This is a genomic window from Streptomyces sp. NPDC014894 (assembly GCF_043080985.1).
GTDB lineage: Bacteria > Actinomycetota > Actinomycetes > Streptomycetales > Streptomycetaceae > Streptomyces.
The window spans coordinates 168,766-190,094 of sequence record NZ_JBIBWD010000002.1 but is presented as its reverse complement, the minus strand read 5'-3'; the positions used below and the strand labels follow the sequence as shown (position 1 = coordinate 190,094).

Here is a 21,329-nt window from a genome sequence, read left to right as displayed (position 1 = left end):
GCCCTGCGGGCGGGCAGCGGGTCCGGGCGCTGCCCCGCCGCCGACGAAAGCCACCACGGCGAGCACATGGCGCAGGACCGCGATGACCGGGCCGGGAACCTTCAGCGCGCCGGAGGTGAGGACGCGCAGGCAGGATGCGCAGGGCGGTGGGGGTGTCGGTCTCCTCGAAGTCGGTCAGCCCGTCAGTCGGTCAGTCGGCTTGCGAGTCCCGTTCCGCCGCCTCGGCCATCTGCTTGATGCGGGCCAGCCGCCGGTCCCAGTCGGCGGCGAGCGAGGCCATCCACCGCGCCGTCGCGTCGAGCGCCGCCGGCCGTACCGTATGGCGCACCTCGCGCCCGACGCGGGCGCTGCTCACCAGCCCGGCGGCGTCCAGGACGGCGAGGTGTTTGACCACGGCCTGACGCGAGACGGGAAGGTGCTCGGCGAGCGTCGTCGCGGTGGCCTCGTGCTCGGCGGCGAGCAGTTCGAGCAGCCGGCGACGCGTCGGGTCGGCCAGAGCGGTGAGGACGGTGTCGACCGCCTCGGCGGCGCGGGGTTCGTCGGTCACGCGGAGGGCTGTTCGGCGCGCTTCTTGAGCGCGTCGAGTTCCTGCGGCCAGCCGATGCTGTTGTCGCTGACGGCCTGGCCGCGCAGATCCTCGGGCCCGGCCAGTGCCGCGAACCCGCTCTCGACCACGCGCAGCCGCGTCTTGTCGCCGTCCGGGGTCAGCGTGAACTCCACGAGGGTGCTGTTGTCCTCGCGCAGCTCTTCCCCGGGGAACGCGCTGGCCCAGCGGTAGGCCAGATAGGTCGGCGGCTGGACCTTCTCCACGCGCACCGGGAAGTCGCCGTACTGCGGGTTCGTCGTCAGCAGCTCCTCGCCCTCGCGGGCCACGGTGCCGGGCAGGCTCGCCTTGTCGGCCACCCAGAAACCGGGCTCGGCCACCAGCGACCAGACCCGCTCCAAGGGCGCCTCGATCAGGGTTTCGCGTTCGATCCGGTCCTGGCTCATGAGGGACTCCTTCACGGTCGGCGTTTAGTGCAACTACAGAGTTGCACATCATTGAGCTTGACGCAACCGCAGAGTTGCACCTCGGCTGCTCCTGCGGGCCGGTCCGCCCAACGACCTCCGAAGAGCCCGGCGGCTCCTGAGCACCGACACCCATGAGCCGGGCCGTCGCGACGATGGACGGCGGCCCAGCACCACGCTCGGGCTTCCTCCATCCCGACGAGGAGTCGGCCATCCCGACGAGGCGCCGGGCGGTCCGCCTCTCCCCCGGATGGGTCCGGAGGCCATCGCCCGCGCGGCCGTCCGTCGTCGTCCCGGACGGCGAGGCGGAGGAAGGCGGCAGCGACCACGGTCACCGTCGCGGCGGGGCAGAGAACACACGGCCGCCTCCCCGGGCGGACCCGGCGTCCACGGCCGGTTCGACATGGGCCCGGCTATGCCATGTTTCTGAGTGCGGTGCGGTGGGCGAAGACGACGACGTTGGCCGAGTAGCCGGTCTTCTTGTCGAAGCGTCCGCCGCATGTCAGAAGCCGGAGTTCTGGACGCTTGGCCGCTCCGTACACCTTGTCGTCCGGGAACTCGCTCTTCTTGTAGGTCTTGACGGCATCGACGGTGAACACCGCCGTCCGCCGGTCCGCGCGGACGATCTTGACGGCGTCGCCCGGTTTCAGGGCGTTGAGGTTGAGGAAGATGGCGGCGCCGGTCCTGGTGTCCCGGTGGCCGACGATCAGGGACGTTCCCGCGTCTCCCGGGGAAGGTCCGTCCTGGTACCAGCCCACGACCTTGGGCTTGCTCAGCGGGGGCGCGTCGAGCCGGTCCTCGGCATCGAGGCCGACGCCGAGGACGGGGGCTTCGATCATGATCGCGGGGATGATCAGCTTCACGGGACGCGAGGGCGACAGGGGCGCGCGAGGCGGTCGGACGTTCTCCGGCGGCCTGTGCGGGGCCCTTGAGGACGGCGGCGGCGCGCCGCCCGCAGCATCGGAGCCGCGGGCGGCGGGCGCGGTCGCGGGCGAGTCCCCGCTCGCCCAGACGATGCCGCTCACCAGGGAGGAGACCGCGCACAGCGTCATGGTGAGACGGCATGCGCGGCTCGGCCCCCGTCGCCGCCGACAGGGTCGGCTATGCCTCGCCACGGGAACGGCGTCGTGCTGCCTTGCGGACCAGCGCCAGCCCGGCGATGCCCGCCGCGCCGGCCACCAGCGCCGCGGCCGTTCCGAACTGGGCCGGGGAGGCGGCGCTCTCCACTGTGGGCACGCCGCCTCCGCCCGCCGGTACGGGGCCGGACGGCTTGTGGTAGGACCGGCCGGAATCCTTGCCCTCGCCGGAATCCCTCCCCTCGCCGGAGTTCTTGCCCTCGTCGCAGTGGACCACGAACGTCTTCTGCTTGGTCACGCCGCTGGGGACCGTCCACTGGAGCTGGTACGTACCGTCGGCCAGCCGGTACTCATTGCTCCGGGCTCTGCCCTGTGAGAGAGGGAGGTTCCCCGTCAGGGTGTCGCCGGGAGGGACCGTGGGCGGGCGGACCGTGATCGTCCAGGCGATCGCGGGGAGGGTTTCGAAGTTGTCCGCGACGAGCTTGAACTTGCAGACCGCACCGTCGCGTTGGGTGCCTCGGACTTCTCCGGAGGGCAGAATGGTGAGGTCGCCGCTGTCTCCGGGGGCCGCGAACGCGGCAGGCGCGTCGGCCAGAGCGAGTCCGGCGGCGAGCACGACGGCGGCCGCGACGCCTGTGCGGGCGCCGAGAGGGCGGACGGAAACGGGGATGGGCATGCTGGGCTCCTTCAAGCCGGAACGATTGTCGTACTAATCGCGTGACTGTCCAAGAGATGCACGGGCCGTCGGAGAGCACGGCGGGAAACGCCGGTAACGCGGGACAAATAGCCTGATTGGCGGACATCCAGAGAGCATCGCCCGGAGTTCACGGATGCCGAGCGGTGGACGCCGAGGCTCGCTCCTCGGCTCGCCTGCGCCTGGTCCGCGCCTCGACCGGGCTCGGGCCCGCCCGGCCGGAGGAGCCGGACACCGCCGCAGCCGGTCGGCTCCTGAGCCGGAGCATGGACGGAAGTTTCTCCAGGTCACGCCCCTGCCGCGCGGCTGAAACCAATGCCACGCCGAGACCGTGGTGACCCTCCGGCCACCAGACGGAGGCCCGGGCCCGTGTGCGGCCGCGCGGGCCGCGCCGTCCCTCCCGGCCTCCCCACGGACGGCAGACGCCTGCGGTGACGACTGCCGCGTCCCGCACCGGATCTGCGCATGCGGACACCGGGCGTCACGTCCGGGCCGTTCGTGCGCTCAGGGTCGAGAGGGGATCTCCTCCCGGAGGAGGGGGCGGTCATGCCTCGTCCCGTACGGTCCGGCGCGATCAGCGTCGGCCTGGTCGCCGTCCCGGTAGGAACGCCGGCGGCGAAGGCGATCGAGATCGCCGCGTACGTGCCGTCCGGCTCCGCCGGCCCGGTCCGTATCGGCGGCTCCCGCCACCTCGCCGCCGACGGCCAGGTCGCGGGCGGGCCCGGGAAGGCGGATCGCCGCCCGAGCGTCCGGGCCTCATCGGTACCGCCGCATGACCGTGCCCGGGGAGGATCGCTCCTGCCCCGGGCACGGTGGTGAGGGTCAGACGAGTGCCAGGCTGATCTGGTCCTTGAACACCACCCAGTGCTGGCCGGCGTCATTGGTGTCGCAGGGCCGGCTGGCGACGTCCGGGGTGCCCCAGGCGTTGGCGAGACAGTAGGCGGGGTCGTAGTTCAGCGAGATCTGCTGACCCGTCACATCCCAGTACTGACCCTCGTCGTTGGGGTCGCACGGCTTGGTGGAGACGTCCGGGGTGCCCCAGGCATTGGCCAGGCAGTAGCCCGGAGCGTCGGTGAGGGAGATCTGGTTGCCCGAGACGGTCCAGCGCTGGCCGGCGTCGTTGATGTCGCAGGGCCGGCTGGCGACGTCCGGGGTGCCCCAGGCGTTGGCCAGGCAGTACAGGCCGGGGCGCATGGCCTGCCGGGCGGTGGGTTCCGCTCCGGCGTCAGCGGCCGGCAGGAGGGAAGCCATCGCCGCCAGGGCGACAAGTGCGAAGCGGTTGCGGAGGGTGATTCCCATGCGCGGACTCCATTCTCGACCAGGGCCGCGTGTTTCACACGGGGCCCTGGAAGGAGGGTGCTCGGCTCGGATTCGAGCGCACGGAGATTGATATCAGTGATATCCGGCGGCCCGATCACTGTGCGCGACGCATTCGCCCAAACGTGTTACTTGTATGACGATGACGTACTCGGCGACGCCGAGGGATCCGTCCGGCCCGGGCGGGACACAGCACTGCTGGGGCCACGCGGACGGGCGGTACCCGGCCGCCCGTCCAGCCGTGGCCCGGGCAGCGGGACGAAGACCAGCGGTACCGCGTCCGGCCCGCCGGAGCCGGACTCCCGGGCACCGGCAGAACGCCCTCGTAAGCGCACCGGACCGGACCGGCCGTCAGCTCTTCCCGGCAGCCCGGCCGATCGGCATCCCCGGCGGGGGCTTCGCTGTAGCCTCCCTCCATCGATCTCGACATGGGGGACCATGCGCCACACGACCACCACCGCCGCGGTCGCCGCCGTCCTGCTCCTCACCCTCACCGCCTGCTCCGGCAGCGGCAGCGGCGCCGACCCGAAGACCGGTCCGTCGGCCGAGGCCGCGAGCACACCCGCGGCCGACCCTGCCGAGAAGGCCGCCGCCGACGGTACGAAGGAACTCGAGGCCGCGGTCCGCGCCTACTCGGACGCGTACTTCGCACCGGACGCGAAGGCGGCGTACAGCATGCTGTCGCAGCGCTGTCAGGACGCCTACGTGCTGGAGATCTTCGAACCGGCCGTGAAGGCCGCCGCCTCGGACTACGGCAAGCAGAAGATCGAGTCGCTCACCGTCGACCGGGCCGCCGACGGCATGGCCCGGGTGTCCTACACCTACGCGGTGCCGACGCTCTCCCAGAAGCAGCAGCCGTGGACCCTCGAGGGCAAGACGTGGAAGTACGACGCCTGCTGAGCCGGCGAGGAGCTGTCCGCGCGTACGCGGGGACGATCGCCGTCGTCACCCGAGGCCGCCAGGCGTAGCCGCCGCCGAGGGGCGGGCCGCCGGCGGGGGCGGGGTCCGGACGTATCGGCGAGTTTCGCGTTTCCCGGTTCGGGGCCTGCGGTTGCGGGACAATGCGGCGTGGCGGCCCGTCGGCCGGGCAGTACGGCGAGCGGCGGGTGTTCGGGGTAGGGAGAGCCGCTGTGGCACGGTTGTGGAAGATTACGATCATCGTGGTGGCCGGGCTGGGGATCGTTTCCACGCCGCTGATCTGGCTGTGGGACGGCCCGGGGGCCGGGCAGTTGACCGGCGCTTCGGTCCAGGCCGCCGTGGCTGTCGCCGCTCTGGTCTGGGCCGTACTCCAGCCGCCGTCCCCGGCCGGGCCCGCGGACACGGTCAGCCGGACCGGGACGGCCACACGCGGGGCCGTTACGGGTATCAGGCGGCCGGGGGGCCTCGGGCGCGGTTCGGCCGCCGTCGAACGGTCCGGCGAGGCCAGCGGTCCGAACTCCGTCTCCGGCATCGACTACTCGAACTGAGCGCGACCGTGTCGGAGGCGCCGGGGCACACGAACGGTGGCGATGAGCCGGAGCCGTCGGTGACCGTGTCGGAGACCGGCGATGCCCGTGCCGGCGGCGGTGAGACGGTTGTGACCGGATATCGTGGCCCGGCCCCGGGAACAGGGGGCGACGCCCCGGGCTCTGTGTATGTGTCGGGCACCGGTGACGCGATCGCCACCGGCGGGGGAACCGCCATCAGCGGCTCCATCAACCATCTGCATGTCGAAACGCTGACCGTGCGGCCCTGGTGCCCGGAGACGGACGGCCGACGGCCCAACACCTCACCGGACCCGTCCCCGTACCCGGTGCCGGCCGTGCCGGTGCCGGCCCCGGTCGCCGAGGCCGCGGCGTCACTGGCCCGTGAAGTCCGGCGGCGCTGGCAGCGCGAGGAGAACCACCGCCGCGTCCACGACCCGTTTCCGCTGCCGGTGCGATACCGGCCGGCCCCGCCCGACCTGATGGACCGGCCGGAGAACATCCAGCGCCTGCCGCCCGGAGCCGCGCCCCGTGACCTGGACCTGAACGGCGATCTGCGGGGTATCGCCGACATCTACCGGAAGGTCGCCTCGCGGAGGCTGGTCATCCTCGGCCGGGCCGGCTCGGGCAAGTCGGTCCTGGCGGTCAAGCTCGTCCTCGATCTCCTCACGGCTCCCGAATTCGCGGTCCGCGTACCGGTGATCTTCAGTATCGGGTCCTGGGATCCGACCACCACCACCGTGCGGGACCTGCTGGTCGACCGTCTGCTGCGGGACCACCCCCACCTGGCCCGCCGAAGCGGCGACGGAGCGACGCTGGCCGCGGCTCTCGTGGACGCCGAGCTGATTCTGCCGGTCCTGGACGGCTTCGACGAACTGGCCGAGGCACTGCGCAGCCCGGCGCTGGACGCTCTCAACTCCACGTCCCTCCCGCTGGTCCTCACCAGCCGGCGGGAGGAGTACGCCCGGGCGATCCGGGACGGGCACACGCCTCTGGTGTGGGCGGCCTGTACCGAACTCCACGACCTCACCGTCGAAGACCTCGCGGCCTACCTTCCCCGGACCGACCGGCTCGCCGCCTCCGGCGGGCGCGGTGACGTGCGCGTATGGGACGCCTTCCTGGAGCGCCTGCGCGCGGGGGACACTCCTGCGGGCGCCCGGCTCGGAAGAGTCCTGGGAACCCCTCTGATGGTCGCCCTGGCGCGCACGATGTACGAGACGCCCGGGAAGAGCCCGCTGGAACTCTTCGACACCGCACGCTTTCCCACCGAGCGCCACATCGAGGAACATCTGCTGGCGGGCTTCGTCCCCACCCTCTACCGGCACCGCGCTCACGAGCGGACCGACTCCGACCGCGGGCGACGCGACCGCGACCCCGACCGTGCCCGGCGCTGGCTCGGCCACCTCGCCTCCAGCCTCGCCCACGACGGACACGACGGACACGACGGACACGACCGCCAAGATCTCGCCTGGTGGCGTCTGGGCGAATCCGTACGGCTGCCGACCCGCATCGCGCATACCGCCCTGGCCGCCGCGCTCTGCATGGCCGCCGCCACCTGGCTCACGGGACTCTCCGGGTACGCCTTCGCGTTCCCCGTCCGCCTCACGCCGACGGCGATACTGCTCCAGGGAACGCTGGCAGGGCTCCTCGCCGGGATCAGCTTCGGCCTCGCGCACGGCGTCCTGGCCCTCTCCGGCCGGGCGGCGGCCCCGCCGTCCCGCGTACAGCTCAAACTGTCCGGCACGGAACGCCGGGCCGGCCCCGGCACGGCACGCGGCATCCTCACCCGTGTGAGAGCCGCGCTGGCGGCGGGCTGGGTGCTGGGGATCGGGTACTCCTGGTCGGACATCCTCGTACGCATACCGCTCGGGGCCTTCCCGGAGAGCGGACTGCTCAGAATCGCCGCCGGGAACATGCTGCTCTTCGGACTTGTCTTCAGCCTGACCGCCGGGCTGGCCTTCGGCCTCGTCGCGGCCCTGGAAGCACCCATGGACACCACCGCCGCGGCGACGCCGGTCCAACTCCTCTCCGCCAACCGCACTGCGGCGATCCGGCAACTCCTGGTACTCATCCCCGCCATCACTGCCGGATGCGGCCTCACCGGCCACCTCGCGGTCCGCCTTCTCCCGCGGATCCTGCCCGTGAACATGATCTGGACATGGGAAGTAACCGTCTATCTGGGAGCCATCGGCGGACTTGGAGGCTCCACGGCCTACCTCCTCGCCTTCACCGCCTGGGGTCAGTGGCTGACACTGGCCCGCGTCTGGCTGCCCCTGACACGCCGACTCCCCTGGGACACCGTCGCCTTCCTGGAAGACGCCTACCACCTCGGCGTCCTCCGCCACACCGGTGCCGTCTACCAATTCCGGCACCACCATCTCCAACGACACCTCACCCACGCCTACCGCAATCCCGAACACCCCACGGCGACCGCCCGTCCGGAACGACGGTGAAACGCATGGGGGCGGGTGGGAGCGGCACGCTCAGTACGGATGGGCGGAGGGGGAAGTGCCCCGCACGCGCGGGGATCACCACTCTGCGCGAACTGCCTGAGTAGTCGTATGGGGACCAGCCCCGCACGCGCGGGGACCACCGGGGGCATCTGTCGTCCTCGCCCAGTCAGTCGGGACCAGCCCCGCACGCGCGGGGACCACCTTCTCTCATTCGCGTGCGGCGGTACGGGAGGGGGACCAGCCCCGCACGCGCGGGGACCACCGAGTTCGGCAGCCCTCGGAGCGCGGCGCCGAGGGACCAGCCCCGCACGCGCGGGGACCACAGGACGTGACCTGCGGTGTCATCGTCCCAGGGCAGCGTTTTTACTTACTTCCACAGATTCCGGCATTCCTCCCCTTTTCGGTTACGCGGGGCGGCGGTGTCGGGTGCCACGCTATCGGTTCGGAGCCGGTCGGCGCGGGGTACGGGTGGCCGTTTGCTTCATGCCATCGCATCCCGCGGACTCCCGGGGGATGCGATGCGCGGCAGGCCGCGTTCGCGGAGCTGGATCGCGAGCCCCGGCCCGGGGGTGCCTCCTGTGCAGCAGTCACGACTGCCTGGCGATCAGGACCGTGGAGACGCCGGCCGGCCGGGAACCCCGGTGCCGCCACGGCCTGAAGACCTCCCACGGCCGGGGTGGGCGGCTGAGGCCTCAGCCGAGGTCGCCGCCCGCGACCGGCAGCACCGTACCGGTGATGTACGACGCCTCGTCGGAGGCGAGGAAGACGATCGCCGCGGCCTGCTCGTCCAGCGAGCCGTACCGTTTCATCAGTGAGGAGTCGACGGTCTGGTCCACGATCTGCCGGTACCACTCCTTCTCGCGCTCCCCTTCGGGCGCGGGCCCTCGGGGGACGCGGCGGGCCGGGGCGTCGGTGCCGCCGGGTGCGGTGGCGACGACGCGGATGCCGTACGGGGCCGTCTCCAGGGCCAGTGCCGCGGTGATGGCGTTGACCCCGCCCTTGGCCGCCGCGTAGGGCAGCCGGTTGACGCCCCGGGTGGCGACGGAGGAGACGTTGACGATGGTGCCGGAGCGCCGCTCGATGAGATGGGGCAGCACGGCCCGGCACATCCACAGGGTCGGGAAGAGGGAGCGCTGGATCTCGGCGTGGATCTGGTCGGGGGTGTAGTGCTCGTACGGCCTGGCCCAGATGGTGCCGCCGACGGTGTTGACGAGGCAGTCGATCCGGCCGTGGCGGTCCAGGGCCGCGGCGACCGCGGCCTCGGCCCCCTCGTACCGCTCCAGATCGGCGACGACGGCGTGCCCGTCCAGCTCGGCGGCGGCCTCATGGACGGACGGGGAGCGGTCGGCGAGGACCACTTCGGCCGACTCCGCCGCCAGCCGGCGGGCGACGGCGAGGCCGATGCCCTGGGCGGCCCCGGTGACCAGCACCGTACGGCCGCTGAACCGGCCCGGGTGCGCGCTCACCGGGCGGCCGCCGAGTCCACCGCGGTCGCCTGCGCCGTATCGGCGTCGGCACCGCCGTGCGCTCCGTCGGGCGTTCCCGCCGTCACCGCGAACCGCTCGTAGTGGAAGCTCGCCGGAGTGATCCCGAGGCCGGCGATATGGCTCCGTACCGCGTCGACCATCGCGGGCGGACCGCAGAGGTAGACGTCCGCGTCGCCGCCGTGCAGGGTGTCCGCGTCGATGAGGCCGGTGACGAAGCCCTTGTTGGGCGCGGTGGAGGCCGGATCGGCGACACAGTGGTCGTAGGTGAGGCCGGGGATGACGGAGGCATAGTCGGCGAGGGTGTCGAGATGGACCAGGTCCTCGTCGGCGGTGACGCCGTAGAGCAGACGCACGGGGTGGGCGGCCGGGGCCTGGGCCAGCTTCTCCAGCATCGACAGCAGCGGCGCGAGCCCGGTGCCGCCCGCCAGGAAGAGGGCGGGGCGGGTGAGCGGGCGGAGGTAGAAGGTCCCCATGGGCCCGGTGAAATCGATCCGGTCGCCGGGCCGGGCGCGGTCGGTGAGATATCCGGACATCGCGCCGCCGTCGGTGATCCGGACGAGGAAGGAGGCCGCGGACTGGCCCGGTCCGGAGCTGAAGGAGTAGGAGCGGTGCTGGTCGGTGCCGGGGACCGCGATGTTGACGTACTGGCCGGGCAGGAAGTCCAGCGCCCGGCGGTCGTCGACGTCGAGGGTGAGGCCGACGGTGGTCGCGGAGCGCCGCTCGACGGCCGCGACCGTCGCGGTGTGGACGGCGGCGGCGGTCCGGGCGGACGCCGAGGTCGCGGGGACGCGCAGCACGAGATCGCTCAGCGGGGTCATCTGGCAGGGCAGGCAGTAGCCGCTCTCGGCCTCGTCGTCGGTGAGCGCCTCGTCGATGTAGTCGCCGCCGTCGTAATTCCCCGATTCGCAGAACGACTTGCAGGTGCCGCAGGCTCCGTCGCGGCAGTCGAGCGGGATGTTGACGCGCGCCTTGTACGAGGCGTCGGCGACGGTCTCGTCCGGGCGGCAGTCGATGAAGCGGGTGATGCCGTCCTCGAAGCTCAGGGCGACCTGGAATGCCGTGGGGGTGCTCATGGATGCTCGATTCGGGCCTGATCAGACGTGGTAGACGTCGACGACATGGTGGACGTAGTCGTTCTTGAGCACGACCTTCTTGGCGAGGATCAGCGGGGCGTCCCCGGAGAAGTCGACGCGGTAGAAGGAGGTGCCGAAGTAGGTGTCCACGGTCTGGTAGCGGTAGTAGAGCGTGAACCAGTTGAAGCGCACGTCCACGACGCCGCCGGACTCCCCGGTGATCTCCATATTGGTGATGTTGTGGCCGGTGCGGGGCTCGGGCAGGCTGGTGGCGCTGGAGCGATCGGTGCGGATACGGAAGATCCGGTCCTCCAGGCCGCCCCGGTTGGCGTAGTAGATCAGTGAGATCTCGGTCCGCGGGTCGCGGGTGAGTTCCTCGTCGTCGGCCCAGGCCGGCATCCAGAACTCGGCCTCGGGGTGGTAGCACTCCAGCCACTTCTCGAACTCGCGGTCGTCCAGGTGGCGGGCCTCGCGGTAGAGGAACCGGCGGACCGTCTCCGGCGAAACGGGCGGGGCGTCGTCGGGGCCGGCGGGCGGCGGTGTCCGCGGCGCGGCGGCCGGGCTGTCCGGACTGTCCGTGCCGGCAGGGCTGTTCGCGCCGTCCGCCGGTGCGGTCGGGGGCGGGGTCGGAGTCGGAGTCGGGTGCGGGGGCGTGGTCGGGGGCGTGGTCGTCATGGTGGGGTCCTGGTCCCTTCGGTTCGTGCCGCGGTCGCCGCCGGGCTCTGCTGTCGCTCCGGCGGTACGCGGTGGCCGGCCTCCCGGCCCGGTGGGCGCGCGGATCTGATCGCGCGGGAGAGGAGCTACTGCCAGGACCTCCAGCGCGAGGGCGTCTGGCCGCACATCTGGCGGCGCGCGGGGCAGTACGCCAATCTCAGCGTCTTCGACGCCCCGGACCACGAACGGCTCCACGAGATCCTCTGGAATCTGCCGCTCTTCCCCTATCTGACGATCGAGGTCACCCCGCTGGCCGCGCACCCCTCCGCGCTGACGGCGGGCTGATCGCCATGGGCTCGACGAACGAGGGCGGGGCGGTGGCGGGCATGGGCATGGGCATGGGCACGGGCACCACGGTCGTGCCCAGCGCCCTGGACAAGGTGGCCGAATCGGCCGCCGAGGCCGTGGCCGATCTGCCCGAGGGCGCGTCGCTCGCGGTGGGCGGCTTCGGGCTCAGCGGAGTGCCGACCGTCCTGATCGAGGCGATCCACGCGCGGGGCACCGGCGGACTGAAGGTGGTCTCCAACAACTGCGGGGCCATGGAGTCGGGTCTCGCGGTGCTGCTCGCCGCAGGCCGGATAGCCCGGGTCACCGGCTCGTACATCGGCGCGAACAAGGAGTTCGCCCGGCAGTATCTGAGCGGCGAGCTGGAGGTGGAGCTGATCCCGCAGGGCACGCTCGCCGAGCGGCTGCGGGCCGGCGGCTGCGGCATCCCCGCCTTCTACACCCCGGCCGGCGTCGGGACCCTGGTCGCCGACGGCGGACTGCCCTGGCGCTACGACGGGGCGGGCGGGGTGGCGCTGGCCTCGCCGCCCAAGGAGGTGCGGGCCTTCGACGGCGTCGACCATGTCCTGGAGCACGGGATCCGCACCGACTTCGCGCTGGTCCGCGCGGCCCGGGGGGACCGCCACGGCAATCTGGTCCTGCGGAGATCCGCCCGCAACTTCAACCCCCTGGCCGCCATGGCCGGCCGGATCACCGTCGCCGAGGTGGAGGAGCTGGTCGAGCCCGGCGAGCTGGACCCCGACGCGATCCACGTGCCCGGCGTCTTCGTCCAGCGGGTGGTCGCCCTCACGCCCGCGCAGGCGGCCGACAAGCGGATCGAGCAGAGGACGGTGCGCGGCTGATGGCCTGGACACGGCAGGAGATCGCGGCCCGCGCGGCGCTGGAGCTGCGCGACGGCGAGTACGTCAACCTCGGCATCGGGCTGCCGACGCTGATCCCGGACCATCTCCCCGAGGGCGTACGGGTGGTCCTCCAGTCGGAGAACGGAATCCTCGGCACCGGCCCGTACCCCGCCGAGGACGAGGTCGATCCCGATCTGATCAACGCGGGCAAGGAGACGGTCACCGTGCTGCCCGGGGCCGCGTTCTTCGACTCCGCGCTCTCCTTCGGGATGATCCGGGGCGGCCATGTCGACACCGCCGTCCTCGGCGCGATGCAGGTCTCGGCCGGCGGCGACCTCGCCAACTGGGCCGTGCCCGGAAAGCTGGTCACCGGCATCGGCGGGGCGATGGACCTGGTCCACGGGGCCCGCCGGGTGGTGGTCACCATGACCCACACCGCCAAGGACGGCAGCCCGAAGATCGTCGCGCGGTGCGCGCTGCCGCTCACCGGCCGCGCCTGCGTCGACCGGGTGATCACCGATCTGGGCGTCCTCGACATCACGGCGCGGGGTCTGGAGCTGGCCGAGACCGCCCCCAGCGTCACCGTCGAGGAGATCCGGGCGGCGACCGCCGCTCCCGTTCACACCCGCCCCACAGGGAGCTTCCGATGAAGGATGTCTATGTCGTCGACGCCGTCCGCACCCCGGTCGGCCGATACGGGGGCGCGCTCTCCGGCGTCCGCCCCGACGACCTCGCCGCCCATGTGCTGCGGGCGCTGCTGGACCGTACGCCGGAGCTGGACCCGGCCCGGATCGGCGACGTGTTCCTCGGCAACGCCAACGGAGCGGGCGAGGAGAACCGGGATGTGGCGCGGATGGCGGTCCTGCTGGCGGGGCTGCCCGTCACCGTGCCGGGGGTGACCGTCAACCGGCTCTGCGCCTCCGGTCTGGAGGCCGTCGTCCAGGCGGCGCGGGCCGTCGCGCTCGGCGATGTCTCCCTCGCGGTGGCGGGCGGTGTGGAGTCGATGAGCCGGGCTCCCTGGGTGCTGCCGAAGCCGGATCGGGCCTTCCCGGCGGGCGGTCAGGAGCTGTACTCGACCACGCTCGGCTGGCGGATGGTCAATCCGGCGATGGACCCACGGTGGACGGCGCCGCTCGGCGAGAGCGCCGAGCTGATCGCCGAACGGCACGGCATCACCCGCGAGCGGCAGGACGCCTTCGCCCTGGCCAGCCATGAGAAGGCGGCCCGGGCATGGCGGGAGGGGGCGTACGCGGCGGAGGTCGTCCCCGTCGAGACGCCCGGGCGGCGCGGGGACACGGCGCCCTCCCGAACGGTGCCCTTCCGACGGGACGAGTGCGTAAGGGAGGACGCCTCCCTGGCGGCGATGGCCAAGCTGAAGCCGTCGTTCCGTACGACCGGCGGGACGGTGACGGCGGGCAACTCCTCCCCGCTCAACGACGGGGCGGCCGCGCTGCTCCTCGCCGACGAGGAGGGGCTGCGGGCGACCGGCCGGGAGCCGCTGGCCCGGATCGGCGCGAGCGCGGTGACCGCCGTCGAGCCTCAGTGGTTCGGGCTGGGCCCGGTCGGGGCCGTGCGGCGGGCCCTGGACCGGGCCGGGCGCAGCTTCGGGGACCTCTCCGTGCTGGAGCTGAACGAGGCGTTCGCCGCCCAGGCCCTCGGCTGTGTCGCCGAGTGGCCCGAGCTGGATCCGGGCATCCTCAACCCGCGCGGCGGGGCCCTCGCGATCGGCCACCCGCTGGGCGCTTCCGGCGCGCGGCTGGCGGGCGCGGTGGCCCATCAGCTCAAGGCGGCGGGCTCGGGCACCGGTGTGGCGGCGCTCTGCATCGGGGTCGGCCAGGGCCTGGCGCTGGTCCTGGAGCGCTGAGCGGGCGGCGCGAGGTCCGTCCGCCGGCGCCTTTGCCCCGGGTGCCTTGACGCAGGCGGCTCGACGCGGGCGGACGGATGCCGACGCGCAGGTGCCGGCGCGCGTGTGGTCGGCGCGGGTGCGCCCGGCTCGTAGGTGCCGGCGCGTACCTGTCGGCGGTGCACGCCGACACCCGTACGTCAGTCCCGGGGCGGCGCACGCCCCTCCCCCACACCACTCAGGAGCCCTCATGCCCCACCCCGTACCACCGCGTCACACCCTCTCCGGCCCGCCCGGTGCGCCGCTGCTCGTCCTGGGCCCCTCGCTCGGCACCTCGACGCGGGTGTGGTCGGCGCAACTGCCCGCGCTGGAGCGGGCGTTCCGCGTGGCGCGCTTCGACCTTCCCGGGCACGGGGGCTCCGCGACGAGCGCGCCGCCGCTCGCGGAGCCGTTCGTTCCGCCGTTCACGGAGCCGTTCGTTCCGCCGCTCGCGGAGCCGTTCGCGGAGCCGGGCCGGGCGACGGTGGGCGATCTCGCCGCGGCGGTGCTCGCGCTCGTCGACGAACTGGGGCACGAGCGCTTCCACTACGCCGGGATCTCCCTCGGCGGGGCGATCGGCGCCCGGCTCGCGGCCGACCGTCCCGGGCGGGTGGCCTCCCTCGCCCTGGTCTGCTCCTCCGCCCGCTTCGGACCTCCCGGGCCGTGGCGGGAGCGGGCCGCGCTGGTGCGGTCGCGCGGGATGGAGGCGGTGACGGCCGCCGCGCCCGGGCGCTGGTTCGCCGGGCCCGGCACGGCCGGCACAGCGCTGGGGCGGGCGCTGCTGCGGGATCTCGCCGACGCCGACCCCGCCGGGTACGCGGCCTGCTGCGACGCCCTCGCCTCGTACGATCTCCGCCCCCGTCTGGGGCGGATCACCGCTCCCACCCTGGTCGTGGGCGGCTCCCTGGACACGGCGACGCCGCCGGAGCACGCCCGGGAGCTGGGCGCGGGAATCCCCCGGGCTACGGTGGAGACCATCGGCGCCGGGCATCTCGCCCTGGAGGAGCCCCGGGCCGTGACGGAGCTGCTCCTCGCCCACCTGGGCCGGAGCATCGCGCCGTCCCCGTGACGCACCGGCCCCTCGGGCACCGCCCCGGACCGGGACGCACGGGTCCGTACGGATTCGTATCGGTCCCCACAGGTCCGCACGGTCGCGTACGGACGTGAGGACACACCGAGCAGCACCCGCCGGAGGTCGCCGTGCACCGCAGCGCCACCCCGTCCCCGCCGCGCCCGGAGATCGCCCTGTCCTGGCAGCGCTCCCGGATGAGCGGGCTCAGCCCCTGCGCCCCCGAGGTCCGGGTGGACCCGGACGCGGTCGACGCGGGCGGCCGGCTGGCGACCGCCGCCCGTCCGGTGCTGGCGGAGCTGGCCGCGCACCTCGGGGACCTGGCGTTCTGTGTCGTACTCGCGGACCGGTCGTCCCGGATCGTCGCTCCGACGGTCGGCGGGGAGGGCGGGCTGCGGAGGCTGCTGGAGGGGCTGGGAGTGGTCTCGGGCGGGGTGTTCCTGGAGGAGACGACGGGGACGAACTCGATAGCGACGGTGCACGAGGTACGGCGGGGGCTGGCGGTGCACGGGGACGAGCACTATCTGGAGCCGTTCAAACGGTTCAGCTGCTACGGGCACCCGATCATCCACCCGGTGACACGGCGGCTGGAGGGCGTGCTCGACATCACCTGCCTCAGCCGGGACGACTCCCCGCTGCTCGGCCCGTTCCTCGCCCGGGCGGCGCGGGACGTGGAGGAGCGGCTGCTGCGGACCGCGCGCGTCGCCGAGCAGCGGCTGCTGGCCGAGTTCCAGACGGCGTCGGCCGGGCGGAGGGGGCCGGTGCTGGTGCTCGGCGAGGGGGTGGTGCTGGCGAATCCGGCGGCGGCGGAACTGCTCGATCCGGTCGATCATCTGCGGCTGCGGGAGCTGGCGGCCGGTCTCCCCCGGCGGGGCGGGGAGCACCGCGAGCAGCGGGTGACGCTCGCCTCGGGGCGTACGGCGGGCGTACGGTTCCGGGCGCTGGACACGGGCGGGGCGGGCGCGCTCTTCGAGTTCGAGGAGCCGGACGCGCCCCGGCGCGTGGCCGCCCCGCCCTCCGTACCGCCTCCGTCGGCCGTCCCCGGCGCCCCGGTCTACATCGGCGGCGAGCCGGGGACGGGGCGCACCGCCGCCGCGCACCGGCTCGCCGCGGAGGCCGGCGCGCCGCTGATCGCCGTGGACGGGTCGGAGGCGGCGGCGCGCGGCGCCGCCGGGTGGCTCGGCGCGCTCGGCGAGGCGGTCGAGACCGCCCGGACCGGCGGCGGTCTGCTGCTCGTGGAGGAGGCGCAGCTGCTCCCCGACGCCTGCGCGGTACGGCTGCGGCGGCTGCTGGAGCGGCCGGACCGGCCGTGGACCGCGCTGACCGGCCCGCCCGCCGGGGAGCTGACCGGCGAGAGCGCGGCCCTCGCGGCGGGCTGCCCGGAGCGGATCGGGCTGCGGCCGTTGCGGGAGCGCGCGGAGGAGCTGCCCGCGCTGGTGCGCGCGATGGCGGGGGACGCGGTCTCCGGCGGCCGGGTGCGCTTCGCTCCGGCGGCGCTGGCGGCCCTGGCGGGGCACCCCTGGCCCGGGAATCTGCGCGAGCTGGAGACGGTCGTCCATACGGTGCTGGAGCGCCGGTCGGCGGGGGACGTGACCCCGGGCGATCTGCCGGAGGGCTATCGGGTGAGCCCCCGGCTGCGCGGGATGACGCCGCTGGAGCGGGCCGAGCACGACGCGATCGCGGCGGCGCTGAGCGCGTGCGGCGGCAACAAGCTGCGGACCGCGCGGCGGCTGGGGATCAGCCGGACCACGCTCTACAACCGGATGCGGGCGCTGCGGATCACGGCGTGAGGGTTCGGGGGACCGGGGGCGGGGGCGGACGGGCGCGGGCCCGGGGAGCCGGGAGGGCCCGGGGTGCCCGGGGGCGGGGGCGGACGGGAAGCTCCGGGCAGTCCGGGGTGCCCGGGGTGCCCGGGGTGCCCGGGGTGCCCGGGGTGCCCGGGGTGCCCGCGAGTGTCCAGTAGTTGAACACTTCGCGGCGTCCGCGCGGTTCTAGCCTGCCAGGAGATCCCCTCGGCAAAGGAGCCGTCCCGTGCGTGACACCGCCCTCGTTCCCCCCGCGCAGGTCCCGCCCGACCCGCCCGGTCCCGGCGGCCCGTCCCTCGGCCCGCGCCTCGGTCGATCCTGCGGCCGATCCCTCGGCCCGTCCCGCTGAGGGCGGGCACGGTGTTCCTTCCGTGCGAGGCGGTGGACCTCGCGTACGAGGAGCGCGGGGCGGGCGAGCCGCTGCTGCTCGTCCACGGCAGCGGGGCGCAGGCCGCGACCGGGGACGGCGTCGCCGACGGCATCGCGGCGGCCGGCCATCGTGTCATCGCCTACGACCGGCGCGGCTACGGGGCGTCCGCGCACCCTCCGGTACGCGACCACCGCCGTCATGTCGCCGACGCGGCCGCCGTGCTCGAACGGGTCGCCCGGGCCCCTGCGACGGTGGTCGGCTGGAGCTCCGGCGGCAATGTCGCGCTGGCGCTGACGGTCGCCCGCCCCGATCTGGTCCGCCGGCTGATCCTCGTGGAGCCGCCGCTGCACGGCACCCGACTGGCCACCCCCGGGATGCTGGCCGCCGTCGCCCGGACCAAATGGTCCCAGGCGCGCGGCCGTCCGGAGGAGGGCGCGGCGCACTTCTTCCGCTGGGCGGCGGGCCCGGCCTTCGACACCGCGCCGGCCGAGGAGCGCGGGCGTCTGCTGGCGCACACGCGCGCGGTGCCGGCGGAACTCGACCCGCATCCGTACGGCGTGATGTTCGAGCATCTGTCGCTGCGCCGGATCAGCGGCATCCGTGTCCCCGCCACCCTTCTGAACGGCGCGAACAGCGATCCGCTCTTCGCCCTGGTGCGCCGTCGGCTGATCCGCGCACTGCCCTCGGCGCGCTCCGAGGCGATCCCCGGAGCCGGGCATCTGGTGCACGTCGACGCGCCGGAAGCCTTCACGGCCGCCGTCCTGCGGGCCACCGCGACGGCCGCCCCCCGCATCCCCCAAGACCCGAACGACCAGGGAGCCTCCTGATGGACCTTCGTTACGACACCTTCTTCATCGGCGGCGCCTGGGTGCGCCCCAGCACCGACCGGGTGATCGTCCCCGTCGACGCCAGTACGGAGGAGCCGCTGGGCAGCGTCCCCGAGGGCGCGGAGGCCGATGTCGACGCGGCGGTGGCCGCGGCCCGGCGGGCCTTCGACGATGCCACGGGCTGGGCCGCCTGGGAGCCCGCGCGCCGCGCCGGGGTGATGGAGCGGCTGGCCGAGGAGATCGATCTGCGGGCCGACGGCTTCGCGGCCCGGGTGAGCGCCCAGAACGGCATGCCGGTGGCGGTCGCGCGGCAGCTGGAGACCGGGTATCCGAGCGCTGTGCTGCGGTACTACGCGGGGCTGGCCCGGGAGGCCGCCTTCGTCGACACCCGGCCCGGTCTGCTCGGCGGTTCGGTGGAGGTCCGCAGGCACCCGGTCGGGGTCGTCGCGGCCATCGTGCCGTGGAACTTCCCGCAGGCGCTCGCCATGTTCAAGATCGCGCCCGCGATGGCGGCGGGCTGCACGCTGGTGATCAAGCCTTCGCCGGAGACGGTGCTCGACGCGTATCTGCTGGCGGAGGCCGTGGAGGCGGCCGGGGTGCCGGCCGGGGTCGTCAACATCGTGCCCGCCGGGCGGGAGGTCGGCGCGTATCTCGTCGCCCATCCCTCGGTGGACAAGGTGGCCTTCACCGGCTCGACCCCGGCGGGCCGGGCGATCGCCGAGACCTGCGGACGGCTGCTGCGCCCGGTCACCCTGGAGCTGGGCGGCAAGTCGGCGGCGATCGTCCTGGACGACGCGGAGCTGGATCTCACGGCGATCGGCGCCGGTCTCTTCGGCTCCACCCTGCTCAACAACGGACAGACCTGTTTCCTCGGCACCCGGGTGCTCGCCCCGCGCTCGCGGTACGGCGAGGTGGTGGACGCCTTCACCGCGCTGGCCGAGTCGCTCCCGGTGGGCCCCGCCGCCGACCCGGAGACCCGGATAGGCCCGCTGGCCACCGCCCGTCAGCGCGAGCGCGTCGAGTCGGCCGTCGCGACGGGGCGCGCCTCGGGCGCCCGGGTGACCACGGGCGGGGGCCGGCCCAAGGGCCTGGACCGGGGCTGGTTCTTCGAGCCGACGGTCTTCGCCGACGTCGACAACGGCTCCTTCATCGCCCGCGAGGAGGTCTTCGGCCCGGTGCTGTCGCTGATCCCCTACGACGGCGTCGACGACGCCGTCCGGATCGCCAACGACTCCGACTTCGGCCTCGGGGGCACCGTATGGACCGCCGACCCCGAGCGCGGCGCGGCCGTCGCCCGCCGCGTCCGTACCGGCACCATCGGCGTCAACCGCTACATCCCCGACCCGGCCGCGCCGTTCGGCGGCGTCAAGTCCAGCGGTCTCGGCCGTGAGCTGGGCCCGGAGGGACTGGCCGCGTACCAGGAGACGCAGAGCATCTACCTCTGACACCCGAGGGGACGCGGCGCCCCGCGCCCGAGCCGGTCTTCCGCCAGGCCGGCTCGGGCCCCGGTGAGGACGTCGCGGACGGCCGAGTCCAGGACCGTACGGGCATGGGCCGGGTCCATGCACTGGACCCGGCCCATGCCGCCGTGGCGCGGAAGCATCAGACGGCCGACGGCGCGCTCGGGGACGGGCTGGTCCGCCTCCCGCAGCAGGCCGAGCAGTTGGCCGTGGAGCCACTCCGTGTGGGAGCGGATGGCGCGAGAGACCGGGCTCCCGGGGCCGGAGTGTTCGGCGGCGTTCAGGAAGGAGCAGCCGCGGAAGCCGGGCCGGCACAGCTGGTCGCCGACGCCGCCCGGGTGCGCGCCCACATCGACCGGCAGGAGGGCGCGACGGTCGTCGTCGGCCACTCCTACGCCGGCGCGGTGGTCGGCCAGGCCGCCGCCGGGCACGCCCTCGCCGTCTCCCGCCCGCGCGAGGTCTCCCTCACCATCCCCGCCGCCGCGCGCGCCGTCACCGCCTGAGCCCCGGCGACGCCCGGCCGGCCTCTGCGCGCGCCCCGCGCGGGGCGCGCGGCCGGGCGTTGTGCGCCGTCCTGTGCGTTCAGCGCGGGGACTCCCGGGGGCCCGCACTCTGCCGGTGAGTGCGGGCACCTGCTTCCCTGATACCGAAGTTCCGCACGACCAGACGCCGATCGACCAACGGCAAAGGAGTGAGGAGTGTCCTTGACACGGAAGATCGAGGCCCGGGATCAGGAGCGGTGGCCGGCCCGCAGCTTTTTGGGCGACTTGTCGGAGCCCGTAAGACTCGGACTGCTGCAGCTGGGGACCCGGTGTCGGTATGTGCCGGAAGAAACCCTGATCCGCGAGGGGGACCGTTCCAATCATGTGGTGCTCCTGCGTTCGGGGTTCGTCAAGGTGACCGCCAGTCTGGAGAACGGTCGCGAGTCGCTGCTCGCCATCAGGGTCGGCGGGGACATCGTCGGGGAGATGGCCGCGATGGACGACGGCGCCCCGAGGTCTGCGACGGTCACCGCGTGCGGGGAGATCGTGGCCAGCATCGTCCGGGAGTCCGACCTCAGACTCTTTCTGAACACTCACCCCGAGGCGGCGCGTGCGGTCAATCGGATCGTCGTCCGCAGGCTGCGCTGGGCGAATCAGCGCCGGGTGGAGTTCGGGGCCTACCCGGTCAAAGTGAGGCTCGCCCGGGTACTCGCGCAACTGGCCGCCTCGTACGGGCATCAGGTGCCTCGCGGGCTGGTCATCGGCGTCGATCTCACCCAGCCGGAGATGGCCGCCCTCACCGGCTCCGCCGAGGTGACGATCCACAAGGCCCTGGCAGAGCTGCGCAGGGACGGGCTCGTCACGACGGGGTACCGGCGCACCACGGTCCTCGATCTGGACGGACTGCGAGAGGCCGCCCGGCTCGGGACGGACTGTTCGTAGCCCGCTTCCGACCGCCGGTTCCCGGGGGAATCCGTATTTCTACGACCTGCTCGGTGTTCCGAGGATCCGACGGCAAAGTT

Annotated in this window: 21 protein-coding genes and 1 CRISPR repeat array; of the genes, 13 read left to right on the top strand and 8 right to left on the bottom strand. The window is 73.6% G+C overall.

The window, feature by feature from the left end:
- Positions 1-190: 190 nt before the first annotated feature.
- From ACF089_RS04970 to ACF089_RS04950, 5 genes are all read right to left on the bottom strand, one after another.
- The gene (locus ACF089_RS04970; RefSeq protein WP_392021958.1) at positions 191-547 is read right to left on the bottom strand and encodes an ArsR/SmtB family transcription factor; all 357 of its coding nucleotides are present in this window, start codon (positions 545-547) and stop codon (positions 191-193) included.
- The gene (locus ACF089_RS04965) at positions 544-990 is read right to left on the bottom strand and encodes an SRPBCC domain-containing protein (protein ID WP_392021956.1); all 447 of its coding nucleotides are present in this window, start codon (positions 988-990) and stop codon (positions 544-546) included. The genes ACF089_RS04970 and ACF089_RS04965 overlap by 4 nt, the downstream gene beginning before the upstream one ends.
- 431 nt (positions 991-1,421) lie before the next feature.
- Complete coding sequence (locus ACF089_RS04960; protein ID WP_392021954.1) at positions 1,422-2,060, bottom strand: class F sortase; 639 nt, start codon at positions 2,058-2,060, stop codon at positions 1,422-1,424.
- A 49-nt stretch (positions 2,061-2,109) separates the two neighbouring features.
- The gene (locus ACF089_RS04955; RefSeq protein ID WP_392021951.1) at positions 2,110-2,760 is read right to left on the bottom strand and encodes a hypothetical protein; all 651 of its coding nucleotides are present in this window, start codon (positions 2,758-2,760) and stop codon (positions 2,110-2,112) included.
- 840 nt (positions 2,761-3,600) lie between these two features.
- Positions 3,601-4,077, bottom strand: coding sequence for a ricin-type beta-trefoil lectin domain protein (locus ACF089_RS04950; RefSeq protein WP_392021949.1), 477 nt, complete (start codon positions 4,075-4,077; stop codon positions 3,601-3,603).
- Between the two features lie 456 nt (positions 4,078-4,533).
- Between ACF089_RS04950 and ACF089_RS04945 the strand changes: the two genes are divergently transcribed.
- The 3 genes from ACF089_RS04945 (at position 4,534) to ACF089_RS04935 (ending at position 8,011) form a co-directional block, all read left to right on the top strand.
- A complete protein-coding gene (locus ACF089_RS04945) occupies positions 4,534-4,995 on the top strand; it encodes a hypothetical protein (protein ID WP_392021946.1) in 462 nt (153 codons plus the stop codon).
- A gap of 230 nt (positions 4,996-5,225) precedes the next feature.
- Positions 5,226-5,561, top strand: a complete 336-nt coding sequence (locus ACF089_RS04940) for a hypothetical protein (RefSeq protein ID WP_392021944.1) — start codon at positions 5,226-5,228, stop codon at positions 5,559-5,561.
- 170 nt (positions 5,562-5,731) lie between these two features.
- The gene (locus ACF089_RS04935; protein WP_392021942.1) at positions 5,732-8,011 is read left to right on the top strand and encodes an NACHT domain-containing protein; all 2,280 of its coding nucleotides are present in this window, start codon (positions 5,732-5,734) and stop codon (positions 8,009-8,011) included.
- 50 nt (positions 8,012-8,061) lie between these two features.
- A CRISPR array of direct repeats spans positions 8,062-8,335; the repeat unit is 29 nt; unit sequence GGGACCAGCCCCGCACGCGCGGGGACCAC.
- Positions 8,336-8,703: 368 nt separating this feature from the next.
- Here ACF089_RS04935 and ACF089_RS04930 read toward each other — a convergent pair.
- From ACF089_RS04930 to benB, 3 genes are read right to left on the bottom strand one after another with little or no spacing between them, the layout of a single operon-like run.
- Complete coding sequence (locus ACF089_RS04930) at positions 8,704-9,477, bottom strand: 1,6-dihydroxycyclohexa-2,4-diene-1-carboxylate dehydrogenase (protein WP_392021940.1); 774 nt, start codon at positions 9,475-9,477, stop codon at positions 8,704-8,706.
- Entirely contained in the window at positions 9,474-10,571 is a 1,098-nt protein-coding gene (gene benC / locus ACF089_RS04925) for a benzoate 1,2-dioxygenase electron transfer component BenC (RefSeq protein ID WP_392021937.1), read from the bottom strand. The genes ACF089_RS04930 and benC overlap by 4 nt, the downstream gene beginning before the upstream one ends.
- 21 nt (positions 10,572-10,592) lie before the next feature.
- Complete coding sequence (benB, locus tag ACF089_RS04920; protein ID WP_392021934.1) at positions 10,593-11,246, bottom strand: benzoate 1,2-dioxygenase small subunit; 654 nt, start codon at positions 11,244-11,246, stop codon at positions 10,593-10,595.
- Positions 11,247-11,351: 105 nt separating this feature from the next.
- Here benB and ACF089_RS04915 point away from each other — a divergent pair, with 105 nt between their 5' ends.
- The 10 genes from ACF089_RS04915 (at position 11,352) to ACF089_RS04870 (ending at position 21,249) form a co-directional block, all read left to right on the top strand.
- Positions 11,352-11,570 carry a muconolactone Delta-isomerase gene (locus ACF089_RS04915; RefSeq protein ID WP_392023355.1) on the top strand — a complete coding sequence of 73 codons (219 nt, stop codon included), beginning with the start codon at positions 11,352-11,354 and terminating at the stop codon, positions 11,568-11,570.
- Between the two features lie 86 nt (positions 11,571-11,656).
- Positions 11,657-12,412: a CoA transferase subunit A gene (locus ACF089_RS04910; protein WP_392023352.1), complete on the top strand. Its 756-nt coding sequence runs from the start codon at positions 11,657-11,659 to the stop codon at positions 12,410-12,412.
- Positions 12,412-13,062, top strand: coding sequence for a CoA transferase subunit B (locus ACF089_RS04905; protein ID WP_392021932.1), 651 nt, complete (start codon positions 12,412-12,414; stop codon positions 13,060-13,062). The genes ACF089_RS04910 and ACF089_RS04905 overlap by 1 nt, the downstream gene beginning before the upstream one ends.
- Positions 13,059-14,276 carry a thiolase family protein gene (locus ACF089_RS04900; RefSeq protein WP_392021930.1) on the top strand — a complete coding sequence of 406 codons (1,218 nt, stop codon included), beginning with the start codon at positions 13,059-13,061 and terminating at the stop codon, positions 14,274-14,276. The genes ACF089_RS04905 and ACF089_RS04900 overlap by 4 nt, the downstream gene beginning before the upstream one ends.
- A gap of 229 nt (positions 14,277-14,505) precedes the next feature.
- On the top strand, positions 14,506-15,363 hold the full coding sequence (locus ACF089_RS04895; protein ID WP_392021928.1) for an alpha/beta fold hydrolase: 858 nt from the start codon (positions 14,506-14,508) through the stop codon (positions 15,361-15,363).
- A gap of 131 nt (positions 15,364-15,494) precedes the next feature.
- On the top strand, positions 15,495-17,153 hold the full coding sequence (locus ACF089_RS04890) for a sigma-54-dependent Fis family transcriptional regulator (protein ID WP_392021926.1): 1,659 nt from the start codon (positions 15,495-15,497) through the stop codon (positions 17,151-17,153).
- A gap of 375 nt (positions 17,154-17,528) precedes the next feature.
- Positions 17,529-18,365 (top strand): alpha/beta fold hydrolase, encoded by an 837-nt coding sequence (locus tag ACF089_RS04885; protein WP_392021923.1) that lies wholly within the window; start codon positions 17,529-17,531, stop codon positions 18,363-18,365.
- The gene (locus ACF089_RS04880) at positions 18,365-19,810 is read left to right on the top strand and encodes an aldehyde dehydrogenase (RefSeq protein ID WP_392021920.1); all 1,446 of its coding nucleotides are present in this window, start codon (positions 18,365-18,367) and stop codon (positions 19,808-19,810) included. The genes ACF089_RS04885 and ACF089_RS04880 overlap by 1 nt, the downstream gene beginning before the upstream one ends.
- A 104-nt stretch (positions 19,811-19,914) precedes the next feature.
- Positions 19,915-20,328 (top strand): hypothetical protein, encoded by a 414-nt coding sequence (locus ACF089_RS04875; protein ID WP_392021918.1) that lies wholly within the window; start codon positions 19,915-19,917, stop codon positions 20,326-20,328.
- 318 nt (positions 20,329-20,646) lie between these two features.
- Complete coding sequence (locus tag ACF089_RS04870; protein ID WP_392021916.1) at positions 20,647-21,249, top strand: Crp/Fnr family transcriptional regulator; 603 nt, start codon at positions 20,647-20,649, stop codon at positions 21,247-21,249.
- The last annotated feature ends 80 nt before the right edge of the window (positions 21,250-21,329 follow it).

Excerpts from the sequence above, each read along its gene's own strand:
- ACF089_RS04965 (WP_392021956.1), bottom strand. The coding sequence starts at position 990 with ATGAGCCAGGACCGGATCGAACGCGAAACCCTGATCGAGGCGCCCTTG.
- ACF089_RS04960 (WP_392021954.1), bottom strand. The coding sequence starts at position 2,060 with ATGACGCTGTGCGCGGTCTCCTCCCTGGTGAGCGGCATCGTCTGGGCG.
- ACF089_RS04955 (WP_392021951.1), bottom strand. The coding sequence starts at position 2,760 with ATGCCCATCCCCGTTTCCGTCCGCCCTCTCGGCGCCCGCACAGGCGTC.
- ACF089_RS04950 (WP_392021949.1), bottom strand. The coding sequence starts at position 4,077 with ATGGGAATCACCCTCCGCAACCGCTTCGCACTTGTCGCCCTGGCGGCG.
- ACF089_RS04945 (WP_392021946.1), top strand. The coding sequence starts at position 4,534 with ATGCGCCACACGACCACCACCGCCGCGGTCGCCGCCGTCCTGCTCCTC.
- benC (WP_392021937.1), bottom strand. The coding sequence starts at position 10,571 with ATGAGCACCCCCACGGCATTCCAGGTCGCCCTGAGCTTCGAGGACGGC.
- benB (WP_392021934.1), bottom strand. The coding sequence starts at position 11,246 with ATGACGACCACGCCCCCGACCACGCCCCCGCACCCGACTCCGACTCCG.
- ACF089_RS04905 (WP_392021932.1), top strand. The coding sequence starts at position 12,412 with ATGGCCTGGACACGGCAGGAGATCGCGGCCCGCGCGGCGCTGGAGCTG.
- ACF089_RS04900 (WP_392021930.1), top strand. The coding sequence starts at position 13,059 with ATGAAGGATGTCTATGTCGTCGACGCCGTCCGCACCCCGGTCGGCCGA.
- ACF089_RS04895 (WP_392021928.1), top strand. The coding sequence starts at position 14,506 with ATGCCCCACCCCGTACCACCGCGTCACACCCTCTCCGGCCCGCCCGGT.
- ACF089_RS04880 (WP_392021920.1), top strand. The coding sequence starts at position 18,365 with ATGGACCTTCGTTACGACACCTTCTTCATCGGCGGCGCCTGGGTGCGC.
- ACF089_RS04875 (WP_392021918.1), top strand. The coding sequence starts at position 19,915 with ATGGGCCGGGTCCATGCACTGGACCCGGCCCATGCCGCCGTGGCGCGG.